21 protein-coding genes are annotated in these 25,945 nt (G+C 42.1%); 5 read left to right on the forward strand and 16 right to left on the reverse strand.

All coding sequences use genetic code 11. From position 1 onward, the window contains the following. Positions 1–59: 59 nt before the first annotated feature. From JZO70_RS02845 to JZO70_RS02865, 6 genes are all read right to left on the reverse strand, one after another. Positions 60–2,156: a heavy metal translocating P-type ATPase gene (locus JZO70_RS02845; RefSeq protein WP_278252579.1), complete on the reverse strand. Its 2,097-nt coding sequence runs from the start codon at positions 2,154–2,156 to the stop codon at positions 60–62. Between the two features lie 17 nt (positions 2,157–2,173). Then, complete coding sequence (locus JZO70_RS02850; protein WP_242703754.1) at positions 2,174–4,312, reverse strand: heavy metal translocating P-type ATPase; 2,139 nt, start codon at positions 4,310–4,312, stop codon at positions 2,174–2,176. 39 nt (positions 4,313–4,351) lie between these two features. Next, the gene (gene copZ / locus JZO70_RS22330; RefSeq protein WP_242703731.1) at positions 4,352–4,561 is read right to left on the reverse strand and encodes a copper chaperone CopZ; all 210 of its coding nucleotides are present in this window, start codon (positions 4,559–4,561) and stop codon (positions 4,352–4,354) included. Between the two features lie 40 nt (positions 4,562–4,601). Then, the gene (locus JZO70_RS02855) at positions 4,602–5,045 is read right to left on the reverse strand and encodes a CopY/TcrY family copper transport repressor (RefSeq protein ID WP_207672027.1); all 444 of its coding nucleotides are present in this window, start codon (positions 5,043–5,045) and stop codon (positions 4,602–4,604) included. 167 nt (positions 5,046–5,212) lie between these two features. Continuing rightward, positions 5,213–7,258: a heavy metal translocating P-type ATPase gene (locus JZO70_RS02860; protein WP_207672028.1), complete on the reverse strand. Its 2,046-nt coding sequence runs from the start codon at positions 7,256–7,258 to the stop codon at positions 5,213–5,215. Between the two features lie 193 nt (positions 7,259–7,451). Beyond that, the gene (locus JZO70_RS02865; RefSeq protein ID WP_207672029.1) at positions 7,452–8,174 is read right to left on the reverse strand and encodes a TraX family protein; all 723 of its coding nucleotides are present in this window, start codon (positions 8,172–8,174) and stop codon (positions 7,452–7,454) included. A 127-nt stretch (positions 8,175–8,301) separates the two neighbouring features. On the opposite strand from JZO70_RS02865, the gene JZO70_RS02870 reads away from it, so the two are divergent. Next, on the forward strand, positions 8,302–8,574 hold the full coding sequence (locus tag JZO70_RS02870) for a hypothetical protein (protein ID WP_207672030.1): 273 nt from the start codon (positions 8,302–8,304) through the stop codon (positions 8,572–8,574). A 52-nt stretch (positions 8,575–8,626) separates the two neighbouring features. Here JZO70_RS02870 and JZO70_RS02875 read toward each other — a convergent pair whose 3' ends face one another. The 8 genes from JZO70_RS02875 to JZO70_RS02910 form a co-directional block, all read right to left on the reverse strand. Continuing rightward, a complete protein-coding gene (locus JZO70_RS02875) occupies positions 8,627–8,977 on the reverse strand; it encodes a DUF2200 domain-containing protein (protein WP_207672031.1) in 351 nt (116 codons plus the stop codon). 14 nt (positions 8,978–8,991) lie between these two features. Then, a complete protein-coding gene (locus JZO70_RS02880; protein ID WP_207672032.1) occupies positions 8,992–10,314 on the reverse strand; it encodes an amidohydrolase in 1,323 nt (440 codons plus the stop codon). Next, positions 10,298–12,037 carry an adenine deaminase C-terminal domain-containing protein gene (locus JZO70_RS02885; RefSeq protein WP_207672033.1) on the reverse strand — a complete coding sequence of 580 codons (1,740 nt, stop codon included), beginning with the start codon at positions 12,035–12,037 and terminating at the stop codon, positions 10,298–10,300. Before JZO70_RS02885 ends, JZO70_RS02880 begins: the two co-directional genes overlap by 17 nt. Before the next feature lie 161 nt (positions 12,038–12,198). Further along, a complete protein-coding gene (locus tag JZO70_RS02890) occupies positions 12,199–12,762 on the reverse strand; it encodes a YdeI/OmpD-associated family protein (RefSeq protein ID WP_207672034.1) in 564 nt (187 codons plus the stop codon). Between the two features lie 136 nt (positions 12,763–12,898). Beyond that, positions 12,899–13,990 (reverse strand): ABC transporter substrate-binding protein, encoded by a 1,092-nt coding sequence (locus tag JZO70_RS02895; protein ID WP_207672035.1) that lies wholly within the window; start codon positions 13,988–13,990, stop codon positions 12,899–12,901. A gap of 14 nt (positions 13,991–14,004) precedes the next feature. Next, entirely contained in the window at positions 14,005–15,036 is a 1,032-nt protein-coding gene (locus tag JZO70_RS02900) for an ATP-binding cassette domain-containing protein (protein ID WP_207672036.1), read from the reverse strand. 77 nt (positions 15,037–15,113) lie between these two features. Next, a complete protein-coding gene (locus JZO70_RS02905; RefSeq protein ID WP_207672037.1) occupies positions 15,114–15,893 on the reverse strand; it encodes an ABC transporter permease in 780 nt (259 codons plus the stop codon). Beyond that, a complete protein-coding gene (locus JZO70_RS02910; protein WP_207672038.1) occupies positions 15,886–16,719 on the reverse strand; it encodes an ABC transporter permease in 834 nt (277 codons plus the stop codon). The genes JZO70_RS02905 and JZO70_RS02910 overlap by 8 nt, the downstream gene beginning before the upstream one ends. An 806-nt stretch (positions 16,720–17,525) precedes the next feature. Here JZO70_RS02910 and JZO70_RS02915 point away from each other — a divergent pair. After that, the gene (locus JZO70_RS02915; RefSeq protein ID WP_207672039.1) at positions 17,526–18,674 is read left to right on the forward strand and encodes a 2-methylaconitate cis-trans isomerase PrpF family protein; all 1,149 of its coding nucleotides are present in this window, start codon (positions 17,526–17,528) and stop codon (positions 18,672–18,674) included. A 19-nt stretch (positions 18,675–18,693) separates the two neighbouring features. Further along, on the forward strand, positions 18,694–20,061 hold the full coding sequence (locus tag JZO70_RS02920; RefSeq protein WP_207672040.1) for a CitMHS family transporter: 1,368 nt from the start codon (positions 18,694–18,696) through the stop codon (positions 20,059–20,061). On the opposite strand, the gene JZO70_RS02925 is transcribed toward JZO70_RS02920, so the two are convergent. After that, positions 20,053–20,970, reverse strand: a complete 918-nt coding sequence (locus JZO70_RS02925; RefSeq protein WP_207672041.1) for a LysR family transcriptional regulator — start codon at positions 20,968–20,970, stop codon at positions 20,053–20,055. The two genes, JZO70_RS02920 and JZO70_RS02925, sit on opposite strands and share 9 nt — an antisense overlap. An 88-nt stretch (positions 20,971–21,058) precedes the next feature. Here JZO70_RS02925 and acnA point away from each other — a divergent pair, with 88 nt between their 5' ends. Further along, complete coding sequence (gene acnA / locus JZO70_RS02930; protein ID WP_207672042.1) at positions 21,059–23,731, forward strand: aconitate hydratase AcnA; 2,673 nt, start codon at positions 21,059–21,061, stop codon at positions 23,729–23,731. Positions 23,732–23,758: 27 nt separating this feature from the next. After that, positions 23,759–24,475, forward strand: coding sequence for a GntR family transcriptional regulator (locus tag JZO70_RS02935; protein WP_347565076.1), 717 nt, complete (start codon positions 23,759–23,761; stop codon positions 24,473–24,475). A gap of 143 nt (positions 24,476–24,618) precedes the next feature. On the opposite strand, the gene asnS is transcribed toward JZO70_RS02935, so the two are convergent. Continuing rightward, positions 24,619–25,917, reverse strand: a complete 1,299-nt coding sequence (asnS, locus tag JZO70_RS02940) for an asparagine--tRNA ligase (protein ID WP_207672043.1) — start codon at positions 25,915–25,917, stop codon at positions 24,619–24,621. Between the last annotated feature and the right edge of the window lie 28 nt (positions 25,918–25,945).

The following is a 25,945-nucleotide window of genomic DNA, read 5'->3' on the forward strand; positions in this document are numbered from 1 at the left end:
CCCTCGATTGAACTTACTTTAAATTTTATAAACAAAAAAAATAAAACGTCTGAAAAATTTCAGACGTCTAATAATAAAGCATTTATTGCAACAATTACGGTACTCAATGACATCAAAACCGCACCTACTGCTGGGCTTAATATGATCCCAACCGGAGCCAAAATACCTGCTGCTAATGGGATAGCCACAATATTGTAGCCGGCTCCCCACCATAAGTTTTGAATCATTTTACTGCGGGTCTTCTTAGCCAATTGAATAAATTTTAAAATATCTCCTAAATTGTCGTTGGTCAGAACCACATCGGCTGAATCGATCGCTATATCAGTTCCAGCACCGATTGCCATTCCTATCGTAGCGCGTGCTAATGATGGAGCATCGTTGATTCCATCCCCCACCATCATGACCTTCTTACCTTTTTCCAGATAAGATTTGATGATTTTTTCTTTGTCATCCGGTAATAATTCGCCGTAGAATTCATCCATACCCAGGTAATTTGCCACAGCCTTCGCCGCTTCTTTATTGTCCCCAGTCAGCATCACAGGTTGAATATTTTTGGCCTTCAAATCAGCAATAAAGCTTTTGGCATCATCTTTAATGGTATCTCCCATCGCAAAGAAGGCCGCCAATTGATCGTTTATTAATAGGAAAGAAATCGTGTTGCCTTGTTGTTGATAACGGGTTAATTGATTTTCATCAATACTTAAGCCACGTCTTTCAATTTCCTTTTGGTTGGCTAAAAGAACCTTTTTATCCTCAACCGTTCCTTCAACACCCACCCCGTTAATGGCTTTTACATCGTTGGCTTGGGCCGGCGTAATACGTTCTTTCTTCAAATAATTCATCACACCGATTGCCAACGGGTGGTTGGTTTGCGCTTCTAGGGCGCCAATGTATTTCAAGGCTGTTTCTTTATCTAATGAAGCATCTAGTACTTCTACACCTGTAACGGTGAATTCACCTTTGGTCAAAGTACCGGTTTTATCCAAGAAAATATAGTCCATTTCATTGGCTTGTTCCAAAGCTTGACGATTTTTCAACAGCAAACCATTGCGGGCAGCTAAAGAAGTCGAACGAGCAATCACCAATGGAATAGCCAAACCCAACGCATGGGGACAGGCGATAATGAAGACCGTCACCATCCGATTTAAGGCTTCAGGTAAATCGGCTACGATTAACCAAACGACAAAACTAATAATCCCAGCGGCTAATGCTACATAAAAGAGCCATTTCGCAACTTTATCTGATAAAGATTCCAGTTTGGATTTCTCACTTTGAGCCTGACGTACCATTTTCATAACTTTCGCTAAATAGCCGTCTTCACCAGTACCCGTCACTTCTACTTCAACTGTGCCATTACCGTTGACCGATCCACCGATGACCTTATCGCCGACATTTTTGCTGACACCTTTGGATTCACCAGTTACTGCTGATTCATCAACAGTAGTGGAGCCTTTAATGATGTTTCCATCTGTTGGCATCTTATCGCCTGCTCGTACCAACAGGTGATCGCCGGTTTTAACTTCTTGCAGCTTAACTTCTTTGGTGCTGCCATCTGTCTGCAGCAAGTTTACTTCATCCGGCAATAGCTCTGCCAATTTCTGCAAAGCACTGCTGGCATTAGACACTGCATTCATTTCGATCCAATGACCAAGCAGCATGATGACAATTAAGGTAGCTAACTCCCAGAAAAAATCCATTACATGAGCCTCAGGATTGACGCGGTTGATCACAAAGGAATATAAGCTGTAAATATAGGCCACGCCAATCCCCATTGTAATCAGTGTCATCATGGCTGGGCTCTTGTCCTTCAATTCACTTTTAGCACCTGAAAAGAAGGGTTGCCCACCGTAGAAAAATAAAATCGTCGCTAAAATCAGGACTACCCAATCCGAACCTGGGAAGGTGAATTGGAAGGGCAAATTAATGCCCATCATCGGCGACAACAAAATAATCGGGATCGCTAAAACAAGAGAAATCCAGAACTTCTGCTTGAAATTCCCCATGTGCATCGAATGATCCATCCCTCCCATATCGCCGTGATCGCCATGGTCCATATGCATGTGATCCATATGATCCATGTCCTCCATTGAATGGTTCATTTCATGATGCTCATGATGTTCATGGTGCATTTGTTGTTCCTCTGACTCTTGTTTCATTGCAAATCCCTCCAGCTTTAAATTTTCTTCCGGTTCAAACTCAAGGAATTAATCAAAACACTGACCGAACTAAAGGCCATGGCCGCCCCGGCAATAATCGGATTCAAAAATCCTAATGCTGCAAAAGGGATACCAATTACATTATATAAAAACGCCCAGAAAAGATTTTGTTTAATCTTTTTCAACGTCAGCTTAGATAATTGAATGCTTTGATTAATAGAAGACAAATCACTATTCATCAAGGTCACATCAGCTGTTTCCATAGCAATATCCGTACCGCTGCCCATAGCAATGCCGATATCGGCCAATGCCAGTGCGGGAGCATCGTTGATTCCATCACCTACCATACCAACTAATTCATTGGTTTGATGAAGTTCTTGGACCACTTCTGCTTTATTTTCCGGCAGAACTTCTGCGACGATTTCTTCAGGGGTCAAACCAACCTGCTGACCAATAAAACCAGCTGCTCGTTGATTGTCGCCGGTAACCATCTTGACTTTGATACCGTGATTCTTCAATTCTTGAATTGCCTGCTTAGAGGAAGCTTTGATTTGGTCACTTACCGCAATTCCGGCTAAGACCTGTTGGCTGTCAGCTAAGAACATGACTGTTTTGCCTTCTGCTTCTAAATCCAGCATCTTTTCCCACTCCGCCAATGAAAATCCGCGGGCGGTAATTCCTCGTTTTGAACCGACAAAATACTCTTCACTATTTATTTCACCAACTATTCCCAAACCTGTCAAACTTTCGAACTCGCTGACGGGTAAAAGGTTGGTTTCTTGCTTGCCATAGGCTACGATCGCTTTAGCCAGTGGATGCTCTGATTGGTTTTCCAAGCTGGTTAAAATTGCTAAGGCTTCTGGCGTCTTGCTTTCAAATTCAGTAACAACTGGTTTTCCTTCAGTGATCGTCCCAGTTTTATCCAAAATAATCGTCGTCAAATGGGCGATTTTTTCCAGCGCACCGCCGCCTTTGATTAAGATTCCGTGTTTAGCCCCTAAACCTGTTCCCACCATAATAGCAGTTGGAGTCGCTAGACCTAGAGCACAAGGACAGGCAATCACTAATACTGAAACGCTGTGAACAATCGCCTGCTGCCAATCACCTGTTAGTAACCCAGTTGCGATTAACGTCAGCAATGCCACTCCTAAAACAGTCGGCACAAAGACCTTAGAGATCCGATCGGCAATTTGCTGAATCGGTGCCTTTTGTCCTTGGGCTTCCTCTACCATACGAATAATACGGGAAAGCACTGTCATACTGCCTACCTGAGTCGCTTTTAATTGAATAGTCCCGGTAGTGTTCATAGTTCCGCCGAAAACCGAATCCTCAACTTTTTTATCAATCGGCAAACTTTCCCCTGTCAGCATACTTTCATCAATCGTGGTCTGACCGGAAATAATTAGGCCATCCACTGGAATTTGTTCACCTGGACGCACTAATACAATATCGTCTACCAGCACGTCTTCAATCGGAATCGTCACTTCCTGACCATCCCGCAAAACAGCTGCCGTTTTTGCCTGCAAGGCCATCAGCTGCTTGATTGCTTCGCTGGTTTTGGTTTTCGCTTTTTGCTCCAAATACTTCCCTAATAAGATCAAGGTGATAATCATCCCGCTGCTTTCAAAATAAAGATCGGAATTATTTGGATTGAAAAAGCCGTTGTAAACACTCAAGGCGTACGCCGCCGATGTACCCATCGCAACTAATACATCCATGTTAGGAGCTTTTGTTTTTAACGCATGGTAAGCTCCTTGGTAAAAGCGCCACCCAACCCCAAATTGAACGGGTGTGACTAATAGCAGCTGCACCCAAGGAAGATGGAAGAAATGCACCCAGCCAGCATGACTGCCTAACAGCATCGCAACCATAGCGATCATCAAGGGAGCTGTCAGCACAGCACTGACAATCAAGTCCCGCTTCATCTTTTTCAGATAATTAGCTTTTTCTTCGGCGATTTTTTGCTTGTGCTCGTCATCAAAAATGATGGCGCCGTAGCCGATGTTTTCCACACGTTGGATAATCGCTTCTGAGGTTAAGCTGTCGCCAAACTGAACCGTGGCCTTTTCAGTCGCCAAATTTACGGTAGCTTCCACCACACCAGGTGTTTCCTTCAGCTCTTTTTCCACCCGAGCCGAGCAATTCGCACAGGTCATGCCTGTGATTACATAAGTTTCAACCGTCGCTTCTGACAATTAAACCACCTCAGTATCAAAACCTGCAGCGGTAACTTTTTCCGCGATTTGTTTAGCATCCACTTGTGCTTCGTCGAATTTCACGACGCCTTCATTTTTCTTCAGATTAACTTTTACCTTTTGAATCCCTGGTAATTCATTAACCGCCTTTTCGACTGTTGCTACGCAGTGATTACAGCTCATTCCGTTGATTGCAAATTTTTGTTTCATAGTATCCATTCCTCCATTTTTGTATGTTTTATTTATATCCTTAGCTGGCGTGGTGCTTGCATTCGCACTGACCAGGGATACAGTTGCATTCGATAGTCGCTACGGGTTGTTTCTCGGCTAACTGCTGTTGAATAAAAGCAATATCCTCGTTCGTTAAGTCCGCTTGCTCAATCAGCTCGCCAATCGTATGTCCAATTCGTTTGGCACAAATATGAGAAAACAAATTTTCAGTCGCACTTTGTACCGTTTCGGCTTCGCTAACATTGGGATGATAAATGTATTTCTTACCTTCCTGCTCCGTACGTAAAGCTTCTTTTTTTACTAAACGTCCCAGCAGCGTTTTGATGGTAGCCGGCTTCCAGTCCTTGCTTTCACTTAATACGTCCACAATTTCCTGTGCAGTGGCAGCTTGCAGCGTCCAAACAACGCGCATGATTTCCCACTCGGAATCACTGATCTTTACTGGTTCTAACGTAACAGACATCTCGCTCCTCCTTTCCGATTACATTTGTAATTACAAATACAGTTTACAGTTGTAATTGGAAAAGGTCAAGCAATAACCCCGCACTTTTCCGAACTTTTTTGCAGAAAAAAGACAGCCAAACGAATTTAGCCTCGTTTGACTGTCTAGTCCTCTAATTATTTAATTCTCTATTTCAAACACCGCATCGCATTCAATACAGCTAGTACTGTCACACCTACATCAGCAAAGACAGCAGCGCCCATTGAAGCAATACCTAACGCACCTAGCAGCAGGACAAATACTTTAATACCGATGGCGAACACGATATTTTGTTTAACAATTCGCATCGTTTTGCGGGCAATTTTGATCGCCGTCGGAATTTTCGCTGGCTGATCATCCATAATCACGACATCCGCCGCCTCAATCGCAGCATCACTGCCTAAACCACCCATAGCAATTCCTAAATCAGCTCTTGCAAGAACTGGTGCATCGTTCATGCCGTCACCTACGAAGGCCACTTTTTGATCCAATAGTTTTTCTAACTGCTCTACTTTATCAGCAGGTAACAATTCGCTGTAAACTTTATCGATTCCAATTTCGCTGCCAATCGCTTCAGCGATATTCCGATTATCACCGGTTAGCATCACTGTTTGTTTGATGCCAGCTTGCTTCAACTCAGCCATTGTTTCTGATACGCCTGCTTTCAACTCGTCAGCAATCAGTAAGTAACCCACGTATTGTTGATCGATCGCCACATAAATCACAGTGCCGATTTCATTGACTGGTTCAAATGCCACACCAGCTTGATTCAGCAGCTTAGCATTTCCCACTAAACATTGTTGACCATCCACTATCGCATCGATTCCATAGCCAGCCCGTTCTTCCAACGAAGACACTGGCAACAAAGGCGCTTGATTAGCTTTTAAAATCGATTGCGCAATTGGATGGCTGGAATTTTGTTCAACACTAGCCACACCCTGCAGAAATTTCTCCTGATCCATGGTTGTTTCCATTTTTTGAATAGCAAAAACACCTTTAGTCAGCGTTCCGGTTTTATCAAAAACGACTGTTTCAATTGTTGCTAAGCGTTCAATGTAATTACTGCCTTTGATCAAAATGCCAGCCTTACTTGCTCCACCGATACCACCAAAGAAGCTCAATGGTACTGAAATCACTAACGCACATGGACATGAAATAACTAAGAAGGTCAACGCCCGATAGATCCACATTTGGAAAGGCTCGTTTAATACCATCGGCGGTACTACTGCCAACAATACAGCCAGTCCAACTACGATCGGTGTGTAGTAACGAGCAAAGCTGGTAATAAAGTTCTCAGCTGGTGCTTTTTTGCTGCTGGCATTTTCCACTAAGTCTAAAATTTTGTTTACTGTGGATTGGCCAAAAGTAGTAGTAGTTTTCACCGTCAAGCGGCCGCTTTGGTTCACAAAGCCGCTTAAGATTTCTTCGCCAGCCACTACTTTTCTAGGAACGGATTCTCCGGTAAGAGCCGATGTGTCCACAAAAGATTGTCCATCGATAATTTCACCATCTAAAGGAACTCGTTCGCCAGGATTCACCACGATGGTATCTCCGACTCTGACTTGTTCTGGTGCAACTTTTTCCACTTTTCCATCAATCAGCTGGTTGGCATAATCGGGACGGATTTCCAACAAGGCACTGATAGATTTTCTTGAACGATTCACTGCATAATCCTGGAAGAATTCCCCCACTTGGTAAAAGAGCATGACGCCGACAGCTTCGGGATATTCACCGATCGCTAACGCACCGATCGTCGCCACTGACATCAAAAAGTTCTCATCAAAAACCTGACCCTTTAAGATGTTAGTCGCCGCTGTTTTCAACACATCCCAGCCAATCCATAGATACACGGCTAAGTAAGCTGCAAATTTCCAAGGCATTGCTGGATCAAGCAGTACTAAAGCTACTGTAGCAATAAGCGCTACAAGAATCTGAATAATTTTTCCAGTCTGGTTCTCTTCTTCTTTAGGTGCTGTTAGATCCTTCAACGCAACCTCCGGCTCAAATTGATGCACAGCCTTCTCAGCTTCGTCGCAAATCCGGGGCATTTCTTTTTCCGGCGCTTCAATAATCATCTTAGTAGTCATAAAATCGACATTTGCCCGTTTTACTCCATTGATTCCCTGTACTGCATGCTCAATCTTCGCCGCACAATGGGCACAATCCAAGCCATCCAACCGATAAGTCTTTTCCATGGTTCGTCCCTTCTTCCTATCAACATATGAATACTTCCTCATAACTTATTATATATGATCACATATTCATATGTCAACCACAAAAGAAGAAATCCTTTACATTTTCAGACCTTTTCTTAATGAATAAGAAATCGTCCTGACAGACATGAATTCTTACAAAAAAACTGCCAATCGCTGACAGCTTTTACACACCTTATAAAATAAAATCGCGAATTATAGCCAATATTAACAGATGAGCGGGGTAGTAGCCATAAAATAGATACTTCATCGAACGCCCCCGCAGCCCGTTGTAATTTTTTAACAAAATTGCGCTCAGACCTCCACCAACATAGGCAAACGCCAATTGCGGCAATGAATGCACAATCGCAACAGTCAGCTCTCCACCAGAAACCAAGAACATCAGCGTCATTAAGATGACCGACGGCAATAACGGCACAATATAGCGAGCCCAGTTTCCTCTGACAATGTAATACATTAAGACCATCGGCACACCCACTAAACCCCAATCCATAACTACAGAAAATAGGGTTAAGCCTACAAAGACAAACCAGAACAAGATGCGATTATTCATATGATCATATAGATACAGTGTAATTAGTCCTAAAAGCAGTGTAAACAAAACATTAAATACGAAAGTACCCATCGCCCAAGCAAAAGGCACATAAGAAATAATTGCAAATACCAGCAGCCGCAACCCATAGCGTTTCACATTCGACGTATGCTTGTATCCTTCAACTAATAAATACGCCATGATGGGAAATGTTATTCCCCCGCAAGCATAAAAAAGTGTTCTTACTCCTAACGAAAGCTGTGGAGCAAAGACAATCGCAATATGATCCAAGGTCATACCTACAATTGCCAATAACTTCAGCGTTGCTGCATCCAATCCACCACTAGTACGTGTTTCATCAACCATCTTTCTCACCTTCTTTATACTCTAATTATATCAGTTTTGAGATTTTGCTATATATGAAGATCTTTTTTTAATTTTGCAACACTGCTATACTAAAAGTGAATAAATGAACAAGGAGTGTGGGGAGACAATGACACTAAAAGAAATACGACGAATTAAACTTGTGGGAGATTCTCTGCTGATTGCGTATCTATACTTCCTGCTTTCTACACCTAAGTGGGGACTAGGTTTTTACATCGTTACTTTTGGCTTATTATTGAGTAATATTTTTTTAAGAGATATGCTGCCTAAAGAAAACCAGTTCGGTGGTACCTTCCTAAAAAAAGAAGATAGCTGGCTAGAATTCATTATTGAATGCGTGGCGATATTTGGCATTGCCTGGCTTTTAATCAAAATTAGTTAACCTGTATAGCGAAAAAAACGATCCTAACTCAACAGGATCGCTTCTATATCTATTACTTCCGCAAAATCTTCTCCATTTTCTTTCCCTTAGCCAATTCGTCAATCAGCTTATCCAAGTAACGGATTTCCTGCATCAGCGGCTCTTCAATTTCTTCCACCCGCACACCGCAGATGACACCTTTAATCAATTTTCGATTAGGATTCATGGCTGGGGCTTCAGCAAAAAATGTTCTGAAATCGACCTTTTTTGCCAACTGATCTTCTAAATCTTCTTGACCATAACCAGTCAGCCAGCGGAAAATTTCATCCACTTCAGCTTGTGTGCGCTGCTTTTTCTCTGCCTTCGTGACATAATGCGGATAAACACTGGCTACACTCATACTAAAAATCTTATGCTCCACCATATAATCCTCCTCATTTAAATTTCGGCTGCTCTGCGTTTAGCTTCCACAACGAAGCGATCCATCTGCTGATAAAGTGTCTCTCTGATTTGTTGAACATCGGCCTGCACTAATTGCTTTTCCTTTACTAGCTGTTGCCCATTCACCCAAACATCTGAAATATTGCTGGCATTGGCAGAATAAACCAATGCCGAATAAGGATCAAAAATTGGGAACATGTTCGCTGAGTTAGTTTCTACTATTATAATATCAGCTTTTTTGCCAATCTCCAATGAACCAACTTGATCAAACAACCCTAAGGTTTTGGCACCGCCAACTGTCGCCAAACGAACAATTTCCCGCGCCGGAAAAGCACCGCGATCCGCCAAGTGTGTTTTATGGAAGTTCGCGAACATCCGCATCTGGGTAAACAAATCCAATGTGTTGCCGCTGCTGGGTCCGTCCGTGCCAAGACCCACAGTCAATTGATGTTCCAGCATCCCGCGAACCGGCGCTACACCTTTTGCCGATTTGGTATTTGCTCCAATACAGTGAGCAATCCGCACGTTGTCCCGATATTTTTGTGTCAGCTGCATATCTTCTTCCGTCATAAAAATACAATGAGCCATAATGAATTCTTGATCAAAGTAACCCAATTCCTCCAAGAACGCTACCGGGGTTTGATTATATTGCTCAGCAAACTCTTCCATCTCGTAAGTCATTTCCGAAACGTGCATGGTAATCGGTGCATCGTATTTGCGGCTTAAAGCAACAATGGCTTCCAACGTCTTTTGATCATTAGTGTTTGGTGCATGCGGTGCGATCACTGGGGTAATCATTTCGTGATTCTGCCACTTTTGAATGAAGCTCTCACAGTAAGCTAAAGCTTCCGCTGCATTTTCGGCATCACAGGTAGCCATATCGATAATTGTTTCCCCTAACAAAGCACGAACCTTCATCGCTTCCGCAGCCTGTGCCACTTCATCTTCAAAATAATACATATCGCAAAAAGCTGTTACTCCGCTCAGCAGCATCTCCGCCATCGCATACTCGGCTGAAGCTCGTACTAACTCAGGCGTCATTACCTGCTCTAACGGAAACAGAAAGCGCCTCAAACGATCTGGCACATCATCGCCCAACGAGCGAAAAGGAATCATGCCAGTATGGGTATGAGTATTTATCATTCCCGGAAGCAAAATCCCCTGCTTGCCGTCGATAATTTTGTCGGCTGAAGGCAATGAATCGGACATCTCACCCATCTGACTGATGCGGTTTTCTTCTATTAAAAGATAACCATCCTTATACTCTATCCAATCGGAATCCATCGTCAGGATATGGACATTTTTAATCAGCTGCTTCATTTAACAGAACTCCATCCTCTGGGAAAACCAACGGATAAAAAGTTTGATTTTTCGTATCCATCATGCCTTTATCGGTCACTTTAATCGCGGGTGAAACCGGCAATGATAAGGTAGAGAAAGACATAATTTCGTTCATGTTTTCATAGCCTAAAGCTTGCATCGCTGCCCGAACTTTTTTCAGATCATTGCCTAATTCGATGACAGGTGCTTGCGATAAAATACCACCAATCGGCAGCGGACAAGTCGCCGTTACCTCACCGTCTTCTACAACAACATAGCCACCCTGCATTTCCAACAGCATATGTTGCGCAGCTAAAATCGATGCTTCATCATTCCCCATCACCATTAAATTATGGTGATCGTGGGCCCATGTCGTAGCAATCGCTCCTTTAGCCTTAATTGGCTGATCCATCAACGCATAAGCCACGTTTCCATTAATACCATAACGCTCCATTACTAATAACAAACTGCAATCCGCCGCATCCAAATCAAGAACGCCGTTTACTACCGGAATTTCCTTAACAATCGGTTGAGTAAAGGTGCCAACCACTTGCTTTTGAATGACGTTGCAGCGAACCTGTTCTTTCTCGGTTTGAACCTTCAGCTGAAGATCTTCCTTCGTTAACGAACGACAGCGGACACTCTTTTGATAGTCTGATGGAAATGCTTCTACAACTTCCGGATGATGGAAGCTGTCGCCCTTTTGGAACACTTTTTCTCCTGATTTATAGACAGACGCAATCGTAAAATCTGCCAAATCATCTAGTAAAATGAAATCTGCTACGCGCCCTGGTGCGATCATGCCGCGATCGTTCAAGCTCATACGCCGGGCTGGTGTGTAGGTCGTCATGTATATTGCCTGTTCCATCGGCAACCCATTAGCCACAGCCTTTTTCAGATTTTCATTCAAATGACCTTCCAGCAAATCATCAGCCATCACATCATCGGTAATAATGCAGGCAAAATCGTACAATTGATGCTCGTTAATCACTGCCATATTTTCCGGCGTAATCGATTTATTTTGAAACTGAATAAACAAGCCTGCTTGGATTTTATCCAATAAATGCTCAGGAAATTGATGGGTATGGTCCGACGTGATTCCGCTATACAAGAAATCCGCTAATTCCTGATCATAAATCTTCGGAATATGCCCTTCCAGCGGCATAGTTGGCCGCTCTTTTTTGCACAAAGCAATAATTTCCGCAATCAATGAATCCGGCTCATAAGCAATGCCTTTAAAGTTCATGGCTTCTCCTAAGCAAATCACCCGCGGATCTTGCAGTAATTCCTTAACCTCCGGCAAACCGATCACGCCACCCGTTGTTTCCAATTCCGGCGTAGTGGATGGAACGGAAGAAGGAATCGCATGAAAAATATCCAGTTTAGTCTTCGCGGCCATAAAATGCTTCAAGCCTTCAAGACCAAATACATTCGCCATCTCATGAGCATCCGCCACAACTGTCGTCACACCATAACGTAAAACGGACTCTGAAAAAATAGTTGGTGTAGTCATGGAGCTTTCAATGTGCATATGAATATCCAGCAGTCCCGGAATCATATACTGATTTTCTGCATCAATAATCGTCTCACTAGAAAGCTGCTTCAACTCCTCAGAGCTGATGTAATAAAACTTGTCTCCTTTAATTGCGACGTTCTGTTTAACAAAACTTCGTGTCGGTGTTTGAAACACCTGTGCATTTTTTATGATCTTATCTACTTGCATGATTGATACCTCTAATCCTTCGTTTTCTATCCTTCATTTTAACAAACCAAAACAGGCTTGCCAAAGAGAACTTGGCCTTTTATCAGCATTTAGCCAAAAAGACTTAATTGAAAAGTTAGCCTCTATCTTTTCAACTAAGTCTACATTTTCAAACTATTTTTCTACATTGGTTTTAAGTTTTGATTCAGTCGTTCAATCATCCATGCCAGCCTTTTTTCTCGACCAGCATCGGTCTTGGCATCCAGATAGGCTCGCGTATAAGTTTTTCTCACGGAAAGCGACATGGCCTCAAAGTTAGTAAATGCTGGTTCAGTTCCTTTCAGTAAAGCCGAAACCATAGCAATATCTTCTTCAGTAATAGTTGGGGCTTTCGGTTTGTCCCACTGACCATTCTCTTTAGCTTCCTTAATCTTGCTTCGACCAAAGTCGGTCATAATTCCTTGCTGCTCCAATTTTTCTACCAGTTTTTTGTTCTTCTCCGACCAATTGCTCTTGGCACGGCGGCTGGCAAAATATTTCTTGTAAGAATGTTCATCCAGCTTCTTCATCTGTCCATCGATCCAGCCATAGCATAACGCCTCTTCCAAAGCATCATTGGCTGAAAGTGTTCTGGGTCCACCTTTTTTACCGAATAGCAGCCAAACACCCTCACTCTTGGTGCCATTTTCAGTTAACCAAGTTCGAAAAGCTGCTCTGTCTGAAAATGTTAGAATCTCGTCTTTCATCAATCTCCGCACTCCTTCCCTAACCCCTTCATTATCTTTCATTTTAGCAAAACGCTTCCAGCTTGCCAAAGCGAATTTGTGCAACTAGGCCAAGAAAAAAACAGTTGCAAGCTGCACAACTGTTTTTTCGGAATATTTAGTTATTCATTGTCCGGTTCCATTGGTCGATCCAAGTTGGAAGATTTTCGTTGATCATCTTGAAGTCAACAGCTTCGGCACGGTCAGCAATTGCACCGTACGTTTTGTTTTCTGCTTCTTCTTCAGTCAACTCAACATCTTTGTTAGTTGGACCTTCGTTTAATGATAGAGCTTTAGCTTTTTGTGATTCTTCGCTGATACGGTGGTTCACGAAGGCTAAGGCCAAGTCTTTGTTTTTAGTTTCTTTTGGAACGTTCACTGTATTGTAGTTTGCGTAAGTACCAGATTCTGGAACCACGTATTCAACATTTTCAGCCGCGCCTTTGATAATGTCTACTGCAAAGTCAGCTACTACGGCTACTTCGATTTCACCTGATTGGAACATGTTTGCCAAGTCAGATGATTTAGAATAAGTTTTCACGACATTTGGTTTCAATTCTTCCATTGCTTCGAAAGCTGCTTCGCCATTATCAGAGGCAATGTCCTTGCCGGCATGATCGCTTGCTACGTAAAGCATCAACGGACCTGCAGTTACAGTGATGTCAGGAACAGAGATTTTACCTTTCAAATCTTCACTCCAAAGATCGTCCCAGCTAGTGATTTCTTTTCCGACTTTTTCTTTGTCATAAACGATACCGATACTGTTTACCGCGATTGGTACGCCAGCGCCGCTTTCGAATACTTCTTTGGCACCATCTGTTAAATTAGCCAAATTAGGAACATCTGCTTCAGTAATTTCTAAAAACATATCATCTTGATTACCTTCAGTTGAATTGTTTTGTGCCAATTCAATCACGTCAACGCCTGAGTTAGGATTGTTTTTCAATTTAGTAAAACGATCTGCACTGTTGCCGACTTCCAAAGTAACCTTTGCGTCATTTGCTTTTGAGAATGGATCCATGATATCTTTCTTCACGATATCTTCACTTAAACCAAAAGTTGAAACAACTAATGATTTGCTGCCGGTACTTGCGCTGTTGTCATCTGAACTTCCAGTACTGCCTCCACCATTGTTGGCCGCACTGTTGCCGCACGCTGCCAAAGCCAAACTTGTTACTGCCACCATGCCCAATAAAAATTTCTTCTTCATCCTGTTAGCTCCTTTTATTTTTCTAAAATCACTAATTTTTCAGCAGGGAAACTCAATGAAATGCTGTCCCCTGTTTGAAACACTTGTTGGTCGCTGCCGTTTACCAGCAGCTTGCCTAATGATGACTCTACTTCGTATTGATGGCTCTTGCCTAAGAAGGTACGCACGTTGACTTTCCCTTTAATCGGGCCATCAGCTGTAATTTCAATATCCTCTGGACGAATTGTCGCCGTAGCTTTTTCCGCAGTACCATGGGGCAACGTACTGGAAACGACTGATCCATCCACAGTTGTGTAAGTGCCATCCGTATTCTTCGTTACTTCAAAAAAGTTTTCAAATCCGATGAAATGTGCGACAAATTGTGTTTTTGGCAAACGATAAATGTTTTCTGGTGTATCGTATTGCTCGATGACTCCGCCATTCATAATTGCTACCTTGTCAGAAATTGAGAAACACTCTTCCTGATCGTGAGTAACAAAAACGGTGGTAATTCCTAATTGACGCTGAATTCGTTTGATCTCGATACGCATTGCTACCCGCAATTTCGCATCCAAGTTACTTAATGGTTCATCTAATAATAGCAGCTTTGGTTCAATAATTAGTGCTCGCGCCAAAGCAACCCGTTGACGTTGTCCGCCAGATAATTGTTTCGGATAACGATCCCCTAAATTTTCCAATCCGCAAATTTTTAGCATGTCAGCCACTTTTTGATCCAGCACTTCTTTTTGCTCTTTACGCAGCTTCAAACCGAAGGCCACATTTTCAGCAATTGTTAAATGGGGGAATAACGCATAGCTTTGGAAAACCATGCCGAAATTCCGTTTGTGCACAGGCACCTTCGTCAAATTTTCTTGATCTAAAATAAAATCTCCATCGTTTGGCTGGATTAAGCCGGCGATTACTCGCAAGGTGGTGGTTTTACCACAGCCACTGGGACCTAATAAGGAAACTAGTTCGCCCTTTTCCATAGAGATGTTCAAATCTTTTAAAATATCTAGCTTGCCGTCATAGCTGACGCGAATGTCGCTTAATTCTACAAATGACACAATCCTTCGCTCCTCGTTTATTCTAAGTTTACTTGCGGCTATCTCATTAATTCGATTTTCATACGCCTACCATCTGGCTAAACAATCGATGCTAACCCTAACGTCCGTTCAATCAAGAACATTAAACCAATCGTCAGCAGCATCAGCATAACTGAAATCGCTGAAACCGTTGGATCATAGTTATATTCCATATAGCTCAATAATGATGTTGGCAGCATAGTCACGCCCGGTCCAGACAAGAACATCGAAACTGGTACATTATTGAAGGAATTGACAAAAGCTAACATGAATGAGGCAAAAATACCTGACGAAACATTTGGCAAGACGATTTGAACAAAGGCTCTTAATCGCGTACAGCCTAGTGTCCAAGCAACTTCTTCCATTGAATAATCCAATTGCTCCATACTAGAGCCGACTACCCGAATAATGTAAGGTAAGCTAATTAAAAAGTGTCCCATTAATAAACCTTGGAATACTGGCAATCCTAGCGAAACCACGATAAATTGGAACAATGTGTAACCAACGACAATCCCAGGAATCACGGTTGGCGACAAGAAAAAGCTCTTAATCAAGCTGCGTCCCTTCATCGGGAAACGCGCTAAAGCATATGAAGCCGGAACACCTACAAGTAACGCCAAGACGGTCGCCAAGACGCCAATCAGCAAACTTAGCTTGAAGCTTTCCATAATTGAATCGTTAGAAAGAGCATTGGCATACCAATCCAAGGTAAAACCTTGAATCGGAAACTGGATAGCAGCTGCCGTCCCAAAAGAAGTGATGGCAATTAACACCAACGGTAAGAATAAGAATGCGAATACGAGAATCGCAATGATGGTCATTCCTTTTTGTTTACGCATTATCAAACTCTCTCCTGTCCACTTTTTTAGCAATGAAATTCAAGACCTTCATGACAATTAAGGTCGTAACAATCATAATCAAGGCAATCACAGCTACACCATTCCAGTCTCCCAACGTTGCCGCCCGTTGATACAAGAAGGTAGACATCAGCATTTTCTGATTCCCCCCCAATAATTGCGGAGTAGTATAAGCAGTTAAGGTTCCCGTGAAGACTAAAATACTTCCCACAATCGCTCCAGGAATCGACAGAGGCAAAACAATTTTCATGAATGCTGTGAAGGGCGAAGCTCCTAGCGTTTCTGCTGCTTCCAGCATCTCGCCTTCGATATTTTCCATCACACCCACTAAGGTCATCACCATCGTAGGCAAAAATAAATACACCGAGCCGATAATGATGGCAAACTCTGTGTACAGCAGGTTTAGTGGTTGTTCCAGCAAGCCAGTTTTCAGCAATAAGCTGTTCAACACACCATTTTTCCCTAAAATATTGATCCAGGCAAAACTACGGATAACCGAATTGGTCAATAATGGGAATAACGTCATCGCCATCAAAATCCCCCGCCATTTTTTACTTAATCCAGCAATGAAATAAGCAGTGGGAATCCCAAAAATCAATGACACGATTGTAACAATACTTGACACACGGATGGTACGCCAGAAAATCCCCCGGTTGTACTCATCTTGGAAAAAAGATGCATAATTGCTAAGGCCGCCATTTTCAGGCAAAAAGCTAGGAAAAATACTTGCTACTAAAGGAAGGATCAAAAAGAACACCAATAGTACGAATCCAGGTAAAAGGATCAAATAAGGAACATTTTTCTTCATTTTAAACTCCTTGTTCGTTTTTAACATAGCTGTAGTATATACGAATTTTCCGCTAGGAACAATATAAATTTGCGAATTAAAATGCTTTCAGAACTATAATTTCAAAATAATGCAGCAATCTGCGAGATATTGGTCAAAAAAAGAGACCCATTTGTCCCGATAGTTCAATCAATTATTAAGCCATATTGATAATGTTCGTGTTTTGCTTTAAGTCAGAATATTAAGTCAGCTTCACTCTCCATCTTTTTAAAGAACCTTCATTTAGGGAACATTGACTCAGCTTTATAGATCATCTCTCCAGTATTCAAACAACAAACATAACAGCAGTTTTCTATAGCTTCAGAACGTCGAGCACAAACAGCCTATTATGTTGCCTTGGTTTCTGCGCATGTGAATCCGTTCTGACAGTGCAGCCAACCGAATAATCTCGGCGGTAATTCAGTGTTTATTATTAATCTTCCAGTAAAATATCCCCTATACTACGGGCAAATAATAAGAGGTTTGATGCTAATAAGAAAACGATATAATAACAGATTGTTATAGATCATTTGACACCCCAGCAAAAAGATAGCGGATACAGTTTTTTTGTCCCCTTCTATTAAAGAACGGATTCACTTCATAGGTTCCTATAGATTTCAAATTATACTAAGCGAAATGTTATCAAATTTTTAAATTGAATAACAAAAAATAGAATACTCCTTCTGAAACGATTGATAATAGTTATCACTGATGGTTATTATAAAAAACATTGATTGTACTTTTAGAACCCTCTTGACCTATAATTGAGCCAGAAAGGAATGATAGACTTGAAAGAACTAAACTGCAGCATTTATCGAGGCGGTACAAGTAAAGGTGTTTTTTTATTCAAAGAAGAGTTAGAGCAATTATCTGGAAACCAAGACGATAATTTATTAAGCATTATGGGCAGTCCGGATGTCAGGCAAATTGATGGCTTAGGCGGTGCGGTCTCCACAACCAGTAAGGTAGCAATCATTTCCAAAGAAGAGAAAGAAGCATGGGACGTAAATTATACATTTGCCCAAGTAGCGATTGATAAGTCAGTAGTTTCTTATGCAGGCAATTGCGGGAACATTTCTTCGGCGGTCGGTATTTTCGCAATTGAAAGCGATTTAGTCGACATTGCAGATCCAGTAACAACAGTTAAGGTTTACAACACGAATACTAAAAAAGTCATTTTCGAACACATTCCTACACCTGGGGGCAAGTTAACTTATGAAGGAGACTTCCAAATTTCCGGCGTACCTGGTACTGGACTAAAAATTGAGTTAGAATTTATTGACCCGGCTGGTTCCATGACAGGAAAACTTCTGCCAACTGGTAATGCGGTGGATGTTTTATCAGTAGACGGCTTTGGAGAAATCGAAGTATCTATTGTAGATGCAGCCAACCCTCTCGTGTTTGTAGAGGCTGAAAAGGTCGGTTTAAAAGGTAATGAAAGTGCTTCAGAGATCGACAGCAGTCAAGAATTCTTGGACACTTTGGAAAAAATTCGCGGAGAAGCCGCAGTTAAACTGGGCTTTATCAGTGATGTTACCCAAAGTGCCAAAGAGTCACCTGGGGTTCCTAAACTTACTTTAGTCAGTCCTGCTAGTGATTATCAAACAGTCAGCGGAACTGAGGTTAAAGGCGACAGCTATGATTTAGCCGTTCGCATGATGAGTATGCAAAAGGCCCATAAGACGATCGCATTAACTGGGGCATTATGTTCAGCAGCTGCTTGTGCAGTACCAAACACCATTCCTAATCGTCTGTTGAACCAAGGCGAAGCGTTAGCCGAACAAGCGAATTTAACTTTTGGTCATGGTGACGGCTTAATTGAAACAACGATTAATTCTTCAACATCAGCGAAAAACGAAGTGAAGATTCACTCTATTTCTTCCTATAGAACTGCACGAAAAATTTTGACAGGAACTGTATTTTTAAAAGGCAACTAAAAAAAGGAGATGAGTAAGCATGTTAGCATTATTGGGATATTTGATGGTTATTGTTTTTATGATTTTACTGCTTTCTAAGAAAATTTCACCCTTTGCGGGGTTGATTCTTGTACCGCTGGCCTTTGGGTTTATTGTAGCCGGTTATACAGGGCAATCATTTTTAAATGTGTTTGATTGGATTTACGAAGGTTTGTATTACCAAGTTGTTGGTGATGGTGTGAAATCTGGGGTAGCACCGACAATCACTTTGCTGCTGTTTGCGATTTTGTACTTCTCTATCATGCTGGATGTTGGTCTTTTCGATCCATTGAGCAAGGTATTGATTAAATGGGCCAAAGGTGATCCTTTGCGACTATGTCTGGCAACAGCTGCGATCTCCATGATCGTCTCTTTAGATGGTGATGGCACAACGACTGTTTTAATCATCACTGCTGCTGTTTTGTCGCTGTTTAAGAAAATGAAAATGCGTCAGCTGTATCTAGCTGTACTGATTGCTATTCCAAACTCAATCATGAACCTTGTCCCATGGAGCGGTCCGATGGCACGAGCTATGCCGGTGTTGAATATTGGTCCTAAAGAATTTTTCGTTCCATTAATTCCTGGTATGATCGGCGCCATGATCTTAACCGTTTACATGGCTTACTATTACGGAAAGAAAGAACGCGTACGTTTAGGTTGTGTTGATGGTAAAAGTATTATTACTGAATCTGACTTAGAGGCAATTATGGTTTCCTTAGATGATGATCCAGAAAATTTGAAACGTCCGAAACTGCTATTGTTCAACTTTGTTTTAACGGTTTTAATTATGGCTTTGTTAATCTTAGATATCGTCAACGGCGGCATGCTGTTCCTTGTTGGTACCAGTATCGCCCTGATTGTGAACTACAAAGATCCTGGGCTTCAGGCAAAACGACTTACTGCCAATGGTGCTGAAGCACTTGGGCCAGTCAGCCTAGTTTTCGGAGCCGGTGTTATTATGGGTGTGTTAAACGGCAGCGGCATGAGTGCTGGTATTGCTGAACATATCGTGTCTCTTTTACCAGAAAACATGGGCGGCTATATTCCATTACTGTTAGCGCTGATTTCACTGCCGGGATTGTTCTTCCTGCCAAATGATGCCTTCTACTTTGGTATCTTGCCGGTTATCGCGCCAATTGCTTACAGCTTTGGTGCCTCACCTGTCAATATCGGGGTAGCTTCGCTGATTGGACAGGCGGTACGTTTTGCCAGCCCGTTGGTTGCTTTCCTTTATGTATTGGTAGATCGAACCGAAGTAAACTTCGCCGACTACCAAAAGGAATACCTGAAATGGGGTATTCCCAGCTACTTCATTCAATTGATAATCGCAATTTTAACTGGTGCCATTCCTTTGCCTTTCTTAAATTAAGGTTTTGCACAGTTCAATAAAGTCGCGAGTGTACGGTGGCAGCACCCGGTTTTTACGATAGCCGATCAGAACTTCTGAAGCAAACAGACTGGTGTTGGGCTGACTAATAGAAAAGAACAACGGCTGCTCCTTCAGATTTAAGTGGTCCACGTGGTTCTCATAAACAAAGGATATCCCGTATCCGGCCACGGTTAAATTTAGAGCCGTTTCAATGTTCCGCGTATAAAAAACATTTTTAGGTTTCATTTGATAGTACCGAAAAATCTTCTCAGCCATTTGTCCTGTCCGTTGATTAGGAAAATGCAAAATAAAGCGCTGATCCTCGAGGGTTCTTAGATCAAAATACGGATACTTTTCCTGCTCTTTTTCCGGCAGCGAATATCCTTCAAGCAGCCCTTGAGGAACAGCCAATAAAATTTCTTCCTTGCGAACAATTTCGTAGTCCATATTTAAAACACGATCTGGTTTATTCATAATAATGACGTCTGCTTGACCATCTTGAATCTTTTTCTCAAGAGTCACTGAGGCGTCTTCAAACAATTCAATCTGGACGTTCGGGTAAAGGGCATTAAACTTAGGCAAAATTTCCGGCAGCAAATAAGAGCTCCTCAGCAACGGAATGGCTAAGCGGATTTTACCATAGCGCTTTTCCTGCATCGTTTCCAGCGTACTTTGAAAATTGTCTTTTAACTCTAGGATTTTCATCCCGGTTTCGAGATAAACTTCTCCCAACGTTGTTAGAGTAAATTTTTTGCCAATCACTTGAAAAACTTGGAAGCCTAAACGCTCTTCCATATTTTTAATATACATGCTTAAAGAAGGCTGTGTGATGAACAAAAACTCGGCGGCTTTGGTCAAATTTTTGTGTTCTACAATGGCACGAATGTATTCGAAATCCTTTATCTCCATAGATAAACAATCCTTTCCGACAATTTCTACTACTTAAATCATAAAGCATTTTCATTTTTAAACAACACTAAATTACGGAGGCTTCCACATGAAAAAGAAATTAACGATTGAAAATCAGGAATACAGCTACTTTAGTTTAAACGAGCTGAGCCAAAAAACCGGCAGCGACCTTGCTCGTCTGCCTTATTCGATTCGAATATTGCTGGAAAACATCTTACGCCAGCAAACAGCTGAAAGTGAGGAAGCCATCCCCCACTTATTAAACTGGAACCTGCCAGGAGCTGAAAAATCAGAAATCCCCTTTAAACCAGGACGAGTAATTCTGCAAGATTTAACTGGTGGAGCTGCAATTGTCGACTTGGCTTCTCTTCGCAAAGCAGTAAAAGATTTAGGCAAAGATCCTAATGTCATTAATCCGGAAATTCCGGTTGATTTGGTCATTGACCATTCTGTTCAGGTGGATTTTGCTGGATCAACAGCAGCATTTCAAAAAAATGAAGAGTTGGAATTCAAACGCAACATGGAACGCTATCGCTTCTTCAAATGGGCGGAGCAATCCTTTGATTCCTTCCGGGTTGTCCCTCCAGCTACCGGAATTGTCCACCAAGTAAACCTGGAATACTTAGCAGATGTCGTAACCGAACGGGACGCTGGAGAAGAAAAACTGTTATTCCCAGATACTTTAGTAGGAACAGATTCTCATACAACAATGATTAACGCGTTGGGTGTATTAGGTTGGGGTGTCGGCGGGATCGAAGCTGAAGCTGGAATGCTTGGTCAGCCATGTTACTTAACAACACCAGATGTCATTGGGGTTCGTTTAACAGGCCGTCTGAAAAATGGTGCAACTGCTACTGATTTGGCTTTAACTTTGACGAAGATTTTACGAGAAAAAAATGTTGTCGGAAAGTTTGTCGAATACTTCGGCGAAGGTCTGGCTCACTTAACTGTATCGGATCGTTCAGTGGTAGCCAACATGGCACCGGAATATGGCGCAACTTGCGGCTTCTTCCCAATCGATCAAGAAACGTTGAATTACTTGGCCTTTAGCGGAAGAGATGCTGCTCAGCAAGCTGTCATTGAAGCCTACGTAAAAGAAAATCAATTTTACTATGACGCTGAAAATGAAGCGGACTACACTGATGTCATTGAGTTGAACTTATCAGAAATTGAACCTAGTCTGGCTGGACCGAAACGTCCACAGGATTTAGTTCCTTTATCTAAAGTTAAACAAGGCTTCATTGATTCACTTTCGTTGCCTAACGGGAACAGCGGTTATGGTTTGCAACCAGAAGAAGCGCAGAAACAAGCGACTATTCAATACGAAGACGGAACAACTGAGACGATTGAAACGGGTGCGGTCGTTATCGCTTCAATTACCAGCTGTACTAATACCAGCAATCCATTCATTATGTTAAGTGCTGGTTTGTTAGCTAAAAATGCCGTTGAAAAAGGCTTAAAGGTAAAACGCTATGTGAAAACTTCCCTATCTCCTGGTTCAAAAGTGGCTACTCGTTACTTTGAAGATGCTGGCTTGCTGCCTTATTTAGAACAGCTAGGCTTTGACGTGATCGGCTACGGCTGTATGACCTGTGTGGGGAATTCTGGTCCATTAGATCCAGCCATCAGTAAGACGATTCAAGATGAGAACCTATTAGTTTCAGCTGTTCTAAGTGGAAACCGCAACTTTGAAGGTCGGATTCATGCAGACGTAAAAGCGGGCTACTTAGCAGCACCTCATTTGGTGATTGCTTATGCTTTAGCTGGGAATGTCCAGGTTGATTTAACGACTGAAGCACTAGGCTATAATGAAGCGGGCGAATCGATTTACTTGAAGGATATTATGCCTAGCAATGAAGAAGTTGAACAGCTAGTGAGCCAATATGTGAGAACTGACTTGTACAAAGAAGAATACGGCTCAGTGTTCACTTCAAATCAGCATTGGAATGAAATTGAAATCACGCCGACGACAACTTATGAATGGGACCCTGAATCAACTTATATTGCTAACCCACCATACTTTGACGGCTTCGAGTCAGAAATAAAACCAATTCAAGGATTAACTAGACAGCGGGTGTTGGCTAAGTTAGGTGATTCAATTACTACCGATCACCTGTCACCTGTTGGGGCTATTCCTATGAAGTCACCAGCTGGTCTTTATTTAACCGAACACAACGTGCGTCCGCAAGCCTTCAATTCTTATGGCAGTCGTCGCGGAAACCATGAGGTAATGGTACGAGGAACCTTGAACAATATTCGTTTGCGTAATGAACTGGCAGATGGCAAAGAAGGCGGCTATACAAAATACTTGCCAACTGGTGAGATCATGCCGATCTATGATGCCAGCAACAAATACATTGCAGATAACACTGGATTGCTTATCCTGGCTGGCAATGATTACGGTATGGGTTCTTCCCGTGACTGGGCTGCCAAAGGGGTTCATTTATTAGGAGTAAAAACGGTTATTGCTAAGAGCTTTGAACGGATTCACCGTTCCAACTTATTAATGATGGGGGTTCTGCCTTTACAATTCTTGGAAGGTCAAGACGCTGACAGCTTAGGGTTAACTGGTGAAGAAAGCTTTGACTTTGCTATCGACAATGAACTTGAACCAAATTCCCTAGTTCAAGTTCGAGCAACTGATCCTGAAGGCAAGGTTACTGAATTCCAAGCAACTGCTCGTTTTGAATCGCAAACTGAGATTAACTACTACCGTAACAAAGGAATTCTGCCAATGGTTTTACGAAATAAAATCCGCTAAATTTTTATGTGACGAGGAGGACAATGAGTGGAACTTACCTTAATCAAACAGACACCCGATTTTGATATTGCTGAAACTGTCGCCTTAAATTTAGATTTTACCGGTAGAACACCATTGAAAGTTGCTGTTTATACTGCTTTACGAACAACCATTCTTAATGGAGAAATCCCTGCTGGTACCCGCATTAACGAATCGGTTCTTTCTGACAAGGTCAGAATCAGCAGAACAACCCTCCGCTTTGCCTTGCAAAAACTGCACAAGGAGCGGTTGTTGGAGCACTCTCCCGGAAAAGGCATGATCGTAAGGGGCATCACGAGAAAAGATGCTTACGAAATTTTTGCCATTAGAAAATCGCTGGATTGTTTAGCCGCCGTCACGGCTATGTACAAAATGACAGATGAAGAATTTGACGAGTTGGAACAAATCCTCATCCGTATGAGCCGACAACCTGATCGGCTAGCTGAGCTTTTCACTGAATTTAATGAGTTTATTTACGAGAAGAGTCAGATCATTCGGCTAAAGGATACTATGATAAATATCCAAAATTATTTGTCCTACTTCAGAGATTTGTCTGCACATTCCCAGCAAAGAAGAAAAGATGCCATCGAGGACCATCGAAAGATTTTCTGCTGCATGAAACAAAGAAGCGAAAATCAGTTAAAGTTGCAGATTGAGCAGCATTTGGATGCCGCACTGTTATGTATTGTAAAAGAAATGGATGAATTGAACTCCGTTGCATTGTAAATAGTTAGAGCTGGATCGCAAAAAAGCGATCCAGCTCTTTTTTTGTCTGCTTTTCTTAGTACAGATAGGCTTCATGTACTTTATCTATTCATCAAAAAAGCGACTAGATAAAAACATCTAGCCGCTCAGTTAATTCAGTTGTCTTATGGATAAATACGGTTCAGCAAACGTGGGAATGGACTTGATTCTCGGACATGTTCGATGCCTGCAAGGAAAGTAATCGTACGTTCCAATCCAAGACCGAAGCCTGAGTGAGGCACACTGCCGTATTTGCGCAGGTCTAGATACCAAGAATATTCTTCTTCGTCTAAGCCAGCTTCCCGGATTTGTTCCAACAAGTATTCATAATCCGTTGCCCGTTCAGAACCACCAATGATTTCGCCATAACCTTCTGGTGCAATCATGTCCGCACAGATGACCAAATCTTCACGAGTTGGATGTGGTTTCATGTAGAACGGTTTGATCGCTTTTGGATAGTTCAAGATAAAGACTGGACGATCAAAGGAATTAGCGATAAAGGTTTCGTGGGGTGAACCAAAATCATCGCCCCATTCGATATCATCAAAATCGTTTTCCTTTAATAAGGTAACAGCATCATCATAAGAAATCCGTGGGTAAGGCAATTGCGTATAACGTTTCAAGACTTCTTTATCACGGCCTAGAACATCTAGTGAGTATTCACAGTTGTCTAGAACACTTTGAACTAAGTAAGCCACGTATTGCTCTTGCACTTCCAAGCTTTCTTCTTGATGCATGAAGGCCATTTCTGGTTCGATCATCCAGAATTCGATCAAGTGACGACGGGTTTTAGATTTCTCAGCCCGGAAGGTTGGCCCGAATGAGAAAACTTTGCCTAACGCCATTGCCGCAGCTTCCATATACAACTGACCGCTTTGTGACAAGTACGCCTTTTGATCAAAATAGTTGGTTTCAAATAAATCAGTCGTGCCTTCTGGTGCTGATCCAGTTAAGATAGGTGGATCAATTTTGACAAACCCGTTGTTGTTAAAGAATTCATAGGTTGCCCGGATAATTTCATTGCGAATCAACATGATTGCGTGCTGTTGTGATGAACGCAGCCATAAGTGACGATGATCCATTAAGAAATCGACGCCGTGTTCTTTCGGTGTGATTGGATAGTCATGACTTTCGCCAACGACTTCAATTGTTTTGACACCTAACTCATAACCAAATTTGGAGCGGGCATCTTCACGGATTTCTCCCGTTACCCAAATAGAGGTTTCTTGGGTTAAGTCTTTAGCAAGTTGGAAAATTTCTTCGCCGACTTCGTTTTTAACAACAACTGCTTGGAAATAAGCCGTTCCGTCACGAAGCTGCAGGAATGAAATCTTTCCGCTGGAGCGTTTGTTTGCCACCCAAGCACCAATTTTCACGGTCTCGCCAACATGGTTTTTGGCATCAATAATTTGAATCTGTTTCACAATTGTCTCTCCTATCTTTTATCCCGAA

Source organism: Candidatus Enterococcus moelleringii (assembly GCF_017377575.1).
GTDB classification, from domain to species: Bacteria; Bacillota; Bacilli; order Lactobacillales; family Enterococcaceae; genus Enterococcus_A; species Enterococcus_A moelleringii.

Bases quoted from the DNA above. Each gene is read 5' to 3' on its own strand.
- JZO70_RS02845 (WP_278252579.1), bottom strand. From the start codon at position 2,156: ATGAAACAAGAGTCAGAGGAACAACAAATGCACCATGAACATCATGAG.
- JZO70_RS02850 (WP_242703754.1), bottom strand. From the start codon at position 4,312: ATGACCTGTGCGAATTGCTCGGCTCGGGTGGAAAAAGAGCTGAAGGAA.
- copZ (WP_242703731.1), bottom strand. From the start codon at position 4,561: ATGAAACAAAAATTTGCAATCAACGGAATGAGCTGTAATCACTGCGTA.
- JZO70_RS02855 (WP_207672027.1), bottom strand. From the start codon at position 5,045: ATGTCTGTTACGTTAGAACCAGTAAAGATCAGTGATTCCGAGTGGGAA.
- JZO70_RS02860 (WP_207672028.1), bottom strand. From the start codon at position 7,258: ATGGAAAAGACTTATCGGTTGGATGGCTTGGATTGTGCCCATTGTGCG.
- JZO70_RS02865 (WP_207672029.1), bottom strand. From the start codon at position 8,174: ATGGTTGATGAAACACGTACTAGTGGTGGATTGGATGCAGCAACGCTG.
- JZO70_RS02870 (WP_207672030.1), top strand. From the start codon at position 8,302: ATGACACTAAAAGAAATACGACGAATTAAACTTGTGGGAGATTCTCTG.
- JZO70_RS02875 (WP_207672031.1), bottom strand. From the start codon at position 8,977: ATGGTGGAGCATAAGATTTTTAGTATGAGTGTAGCCAGTGTTTATCCG.
- JZO70_RS02880 (WP_207672032.1), bottom strand. From the start codon at position 10,314: ATGAAGCAGCTGATTAAAAATGTCCATATCCTGACGATGGATTCCGAT.
- JZO70_RS02885 (WP_207672033.1), bottom strand. From the start codon at position 12,037: ATGCAAGTAGATAAGATCATAAAAAATGCACAGGTGTTTCAAACACCG.
- JZO70_RS02890 (WP_207672034.1), bottom strand. From the start codon at position 12,762: ATGAAAGACGAGATTCTAACATTTTCAGACAGAGCAGCTTTTCGAACT.
- JZO70_RS02895 (WP_207672035.1), bottom strand. From the start codon at position 13,990: ATGAAGAAGAAATTTTTATTGGGCATGGTGGCAGTAACAAGTTTGGCT.
- JZO70_RS02905 (WP_207672037.1), bottom strand. From the start codon at position 15,893: ATGCGTAAACAAAAAGGAATGACCATCATTGCGATTCTCGTATTCGCA.
- JZO70_RS02910 (WP_207672038.1), bottom strand. From the start codon at position 16,719: ATGAAGAAAAATGTTCCTTATTTGATCCTTTTACCTGGATTCGTACTA.
- JZO70_RS02920 (WP_207672040.1), top strand. From the start codon at position 18,694: ATGTTAGCATTATTGGGATATTTGATGGTTATTGTTTTTATGATTTTA.
- JZO70_RS02925 (WP_207672041.1), bottom strand. From the start codon at position 20,970: ATGGAGATAAAGGATTTCGAATACATTCGTGCCATTGTAGAACACAAA.
- acnA (WP_207672042.1), top strand. From the start codon at position 21,059: ATGAAAAAGAAATTAACGATTGAAAATCAGGAATACAGCTACTTTAGT.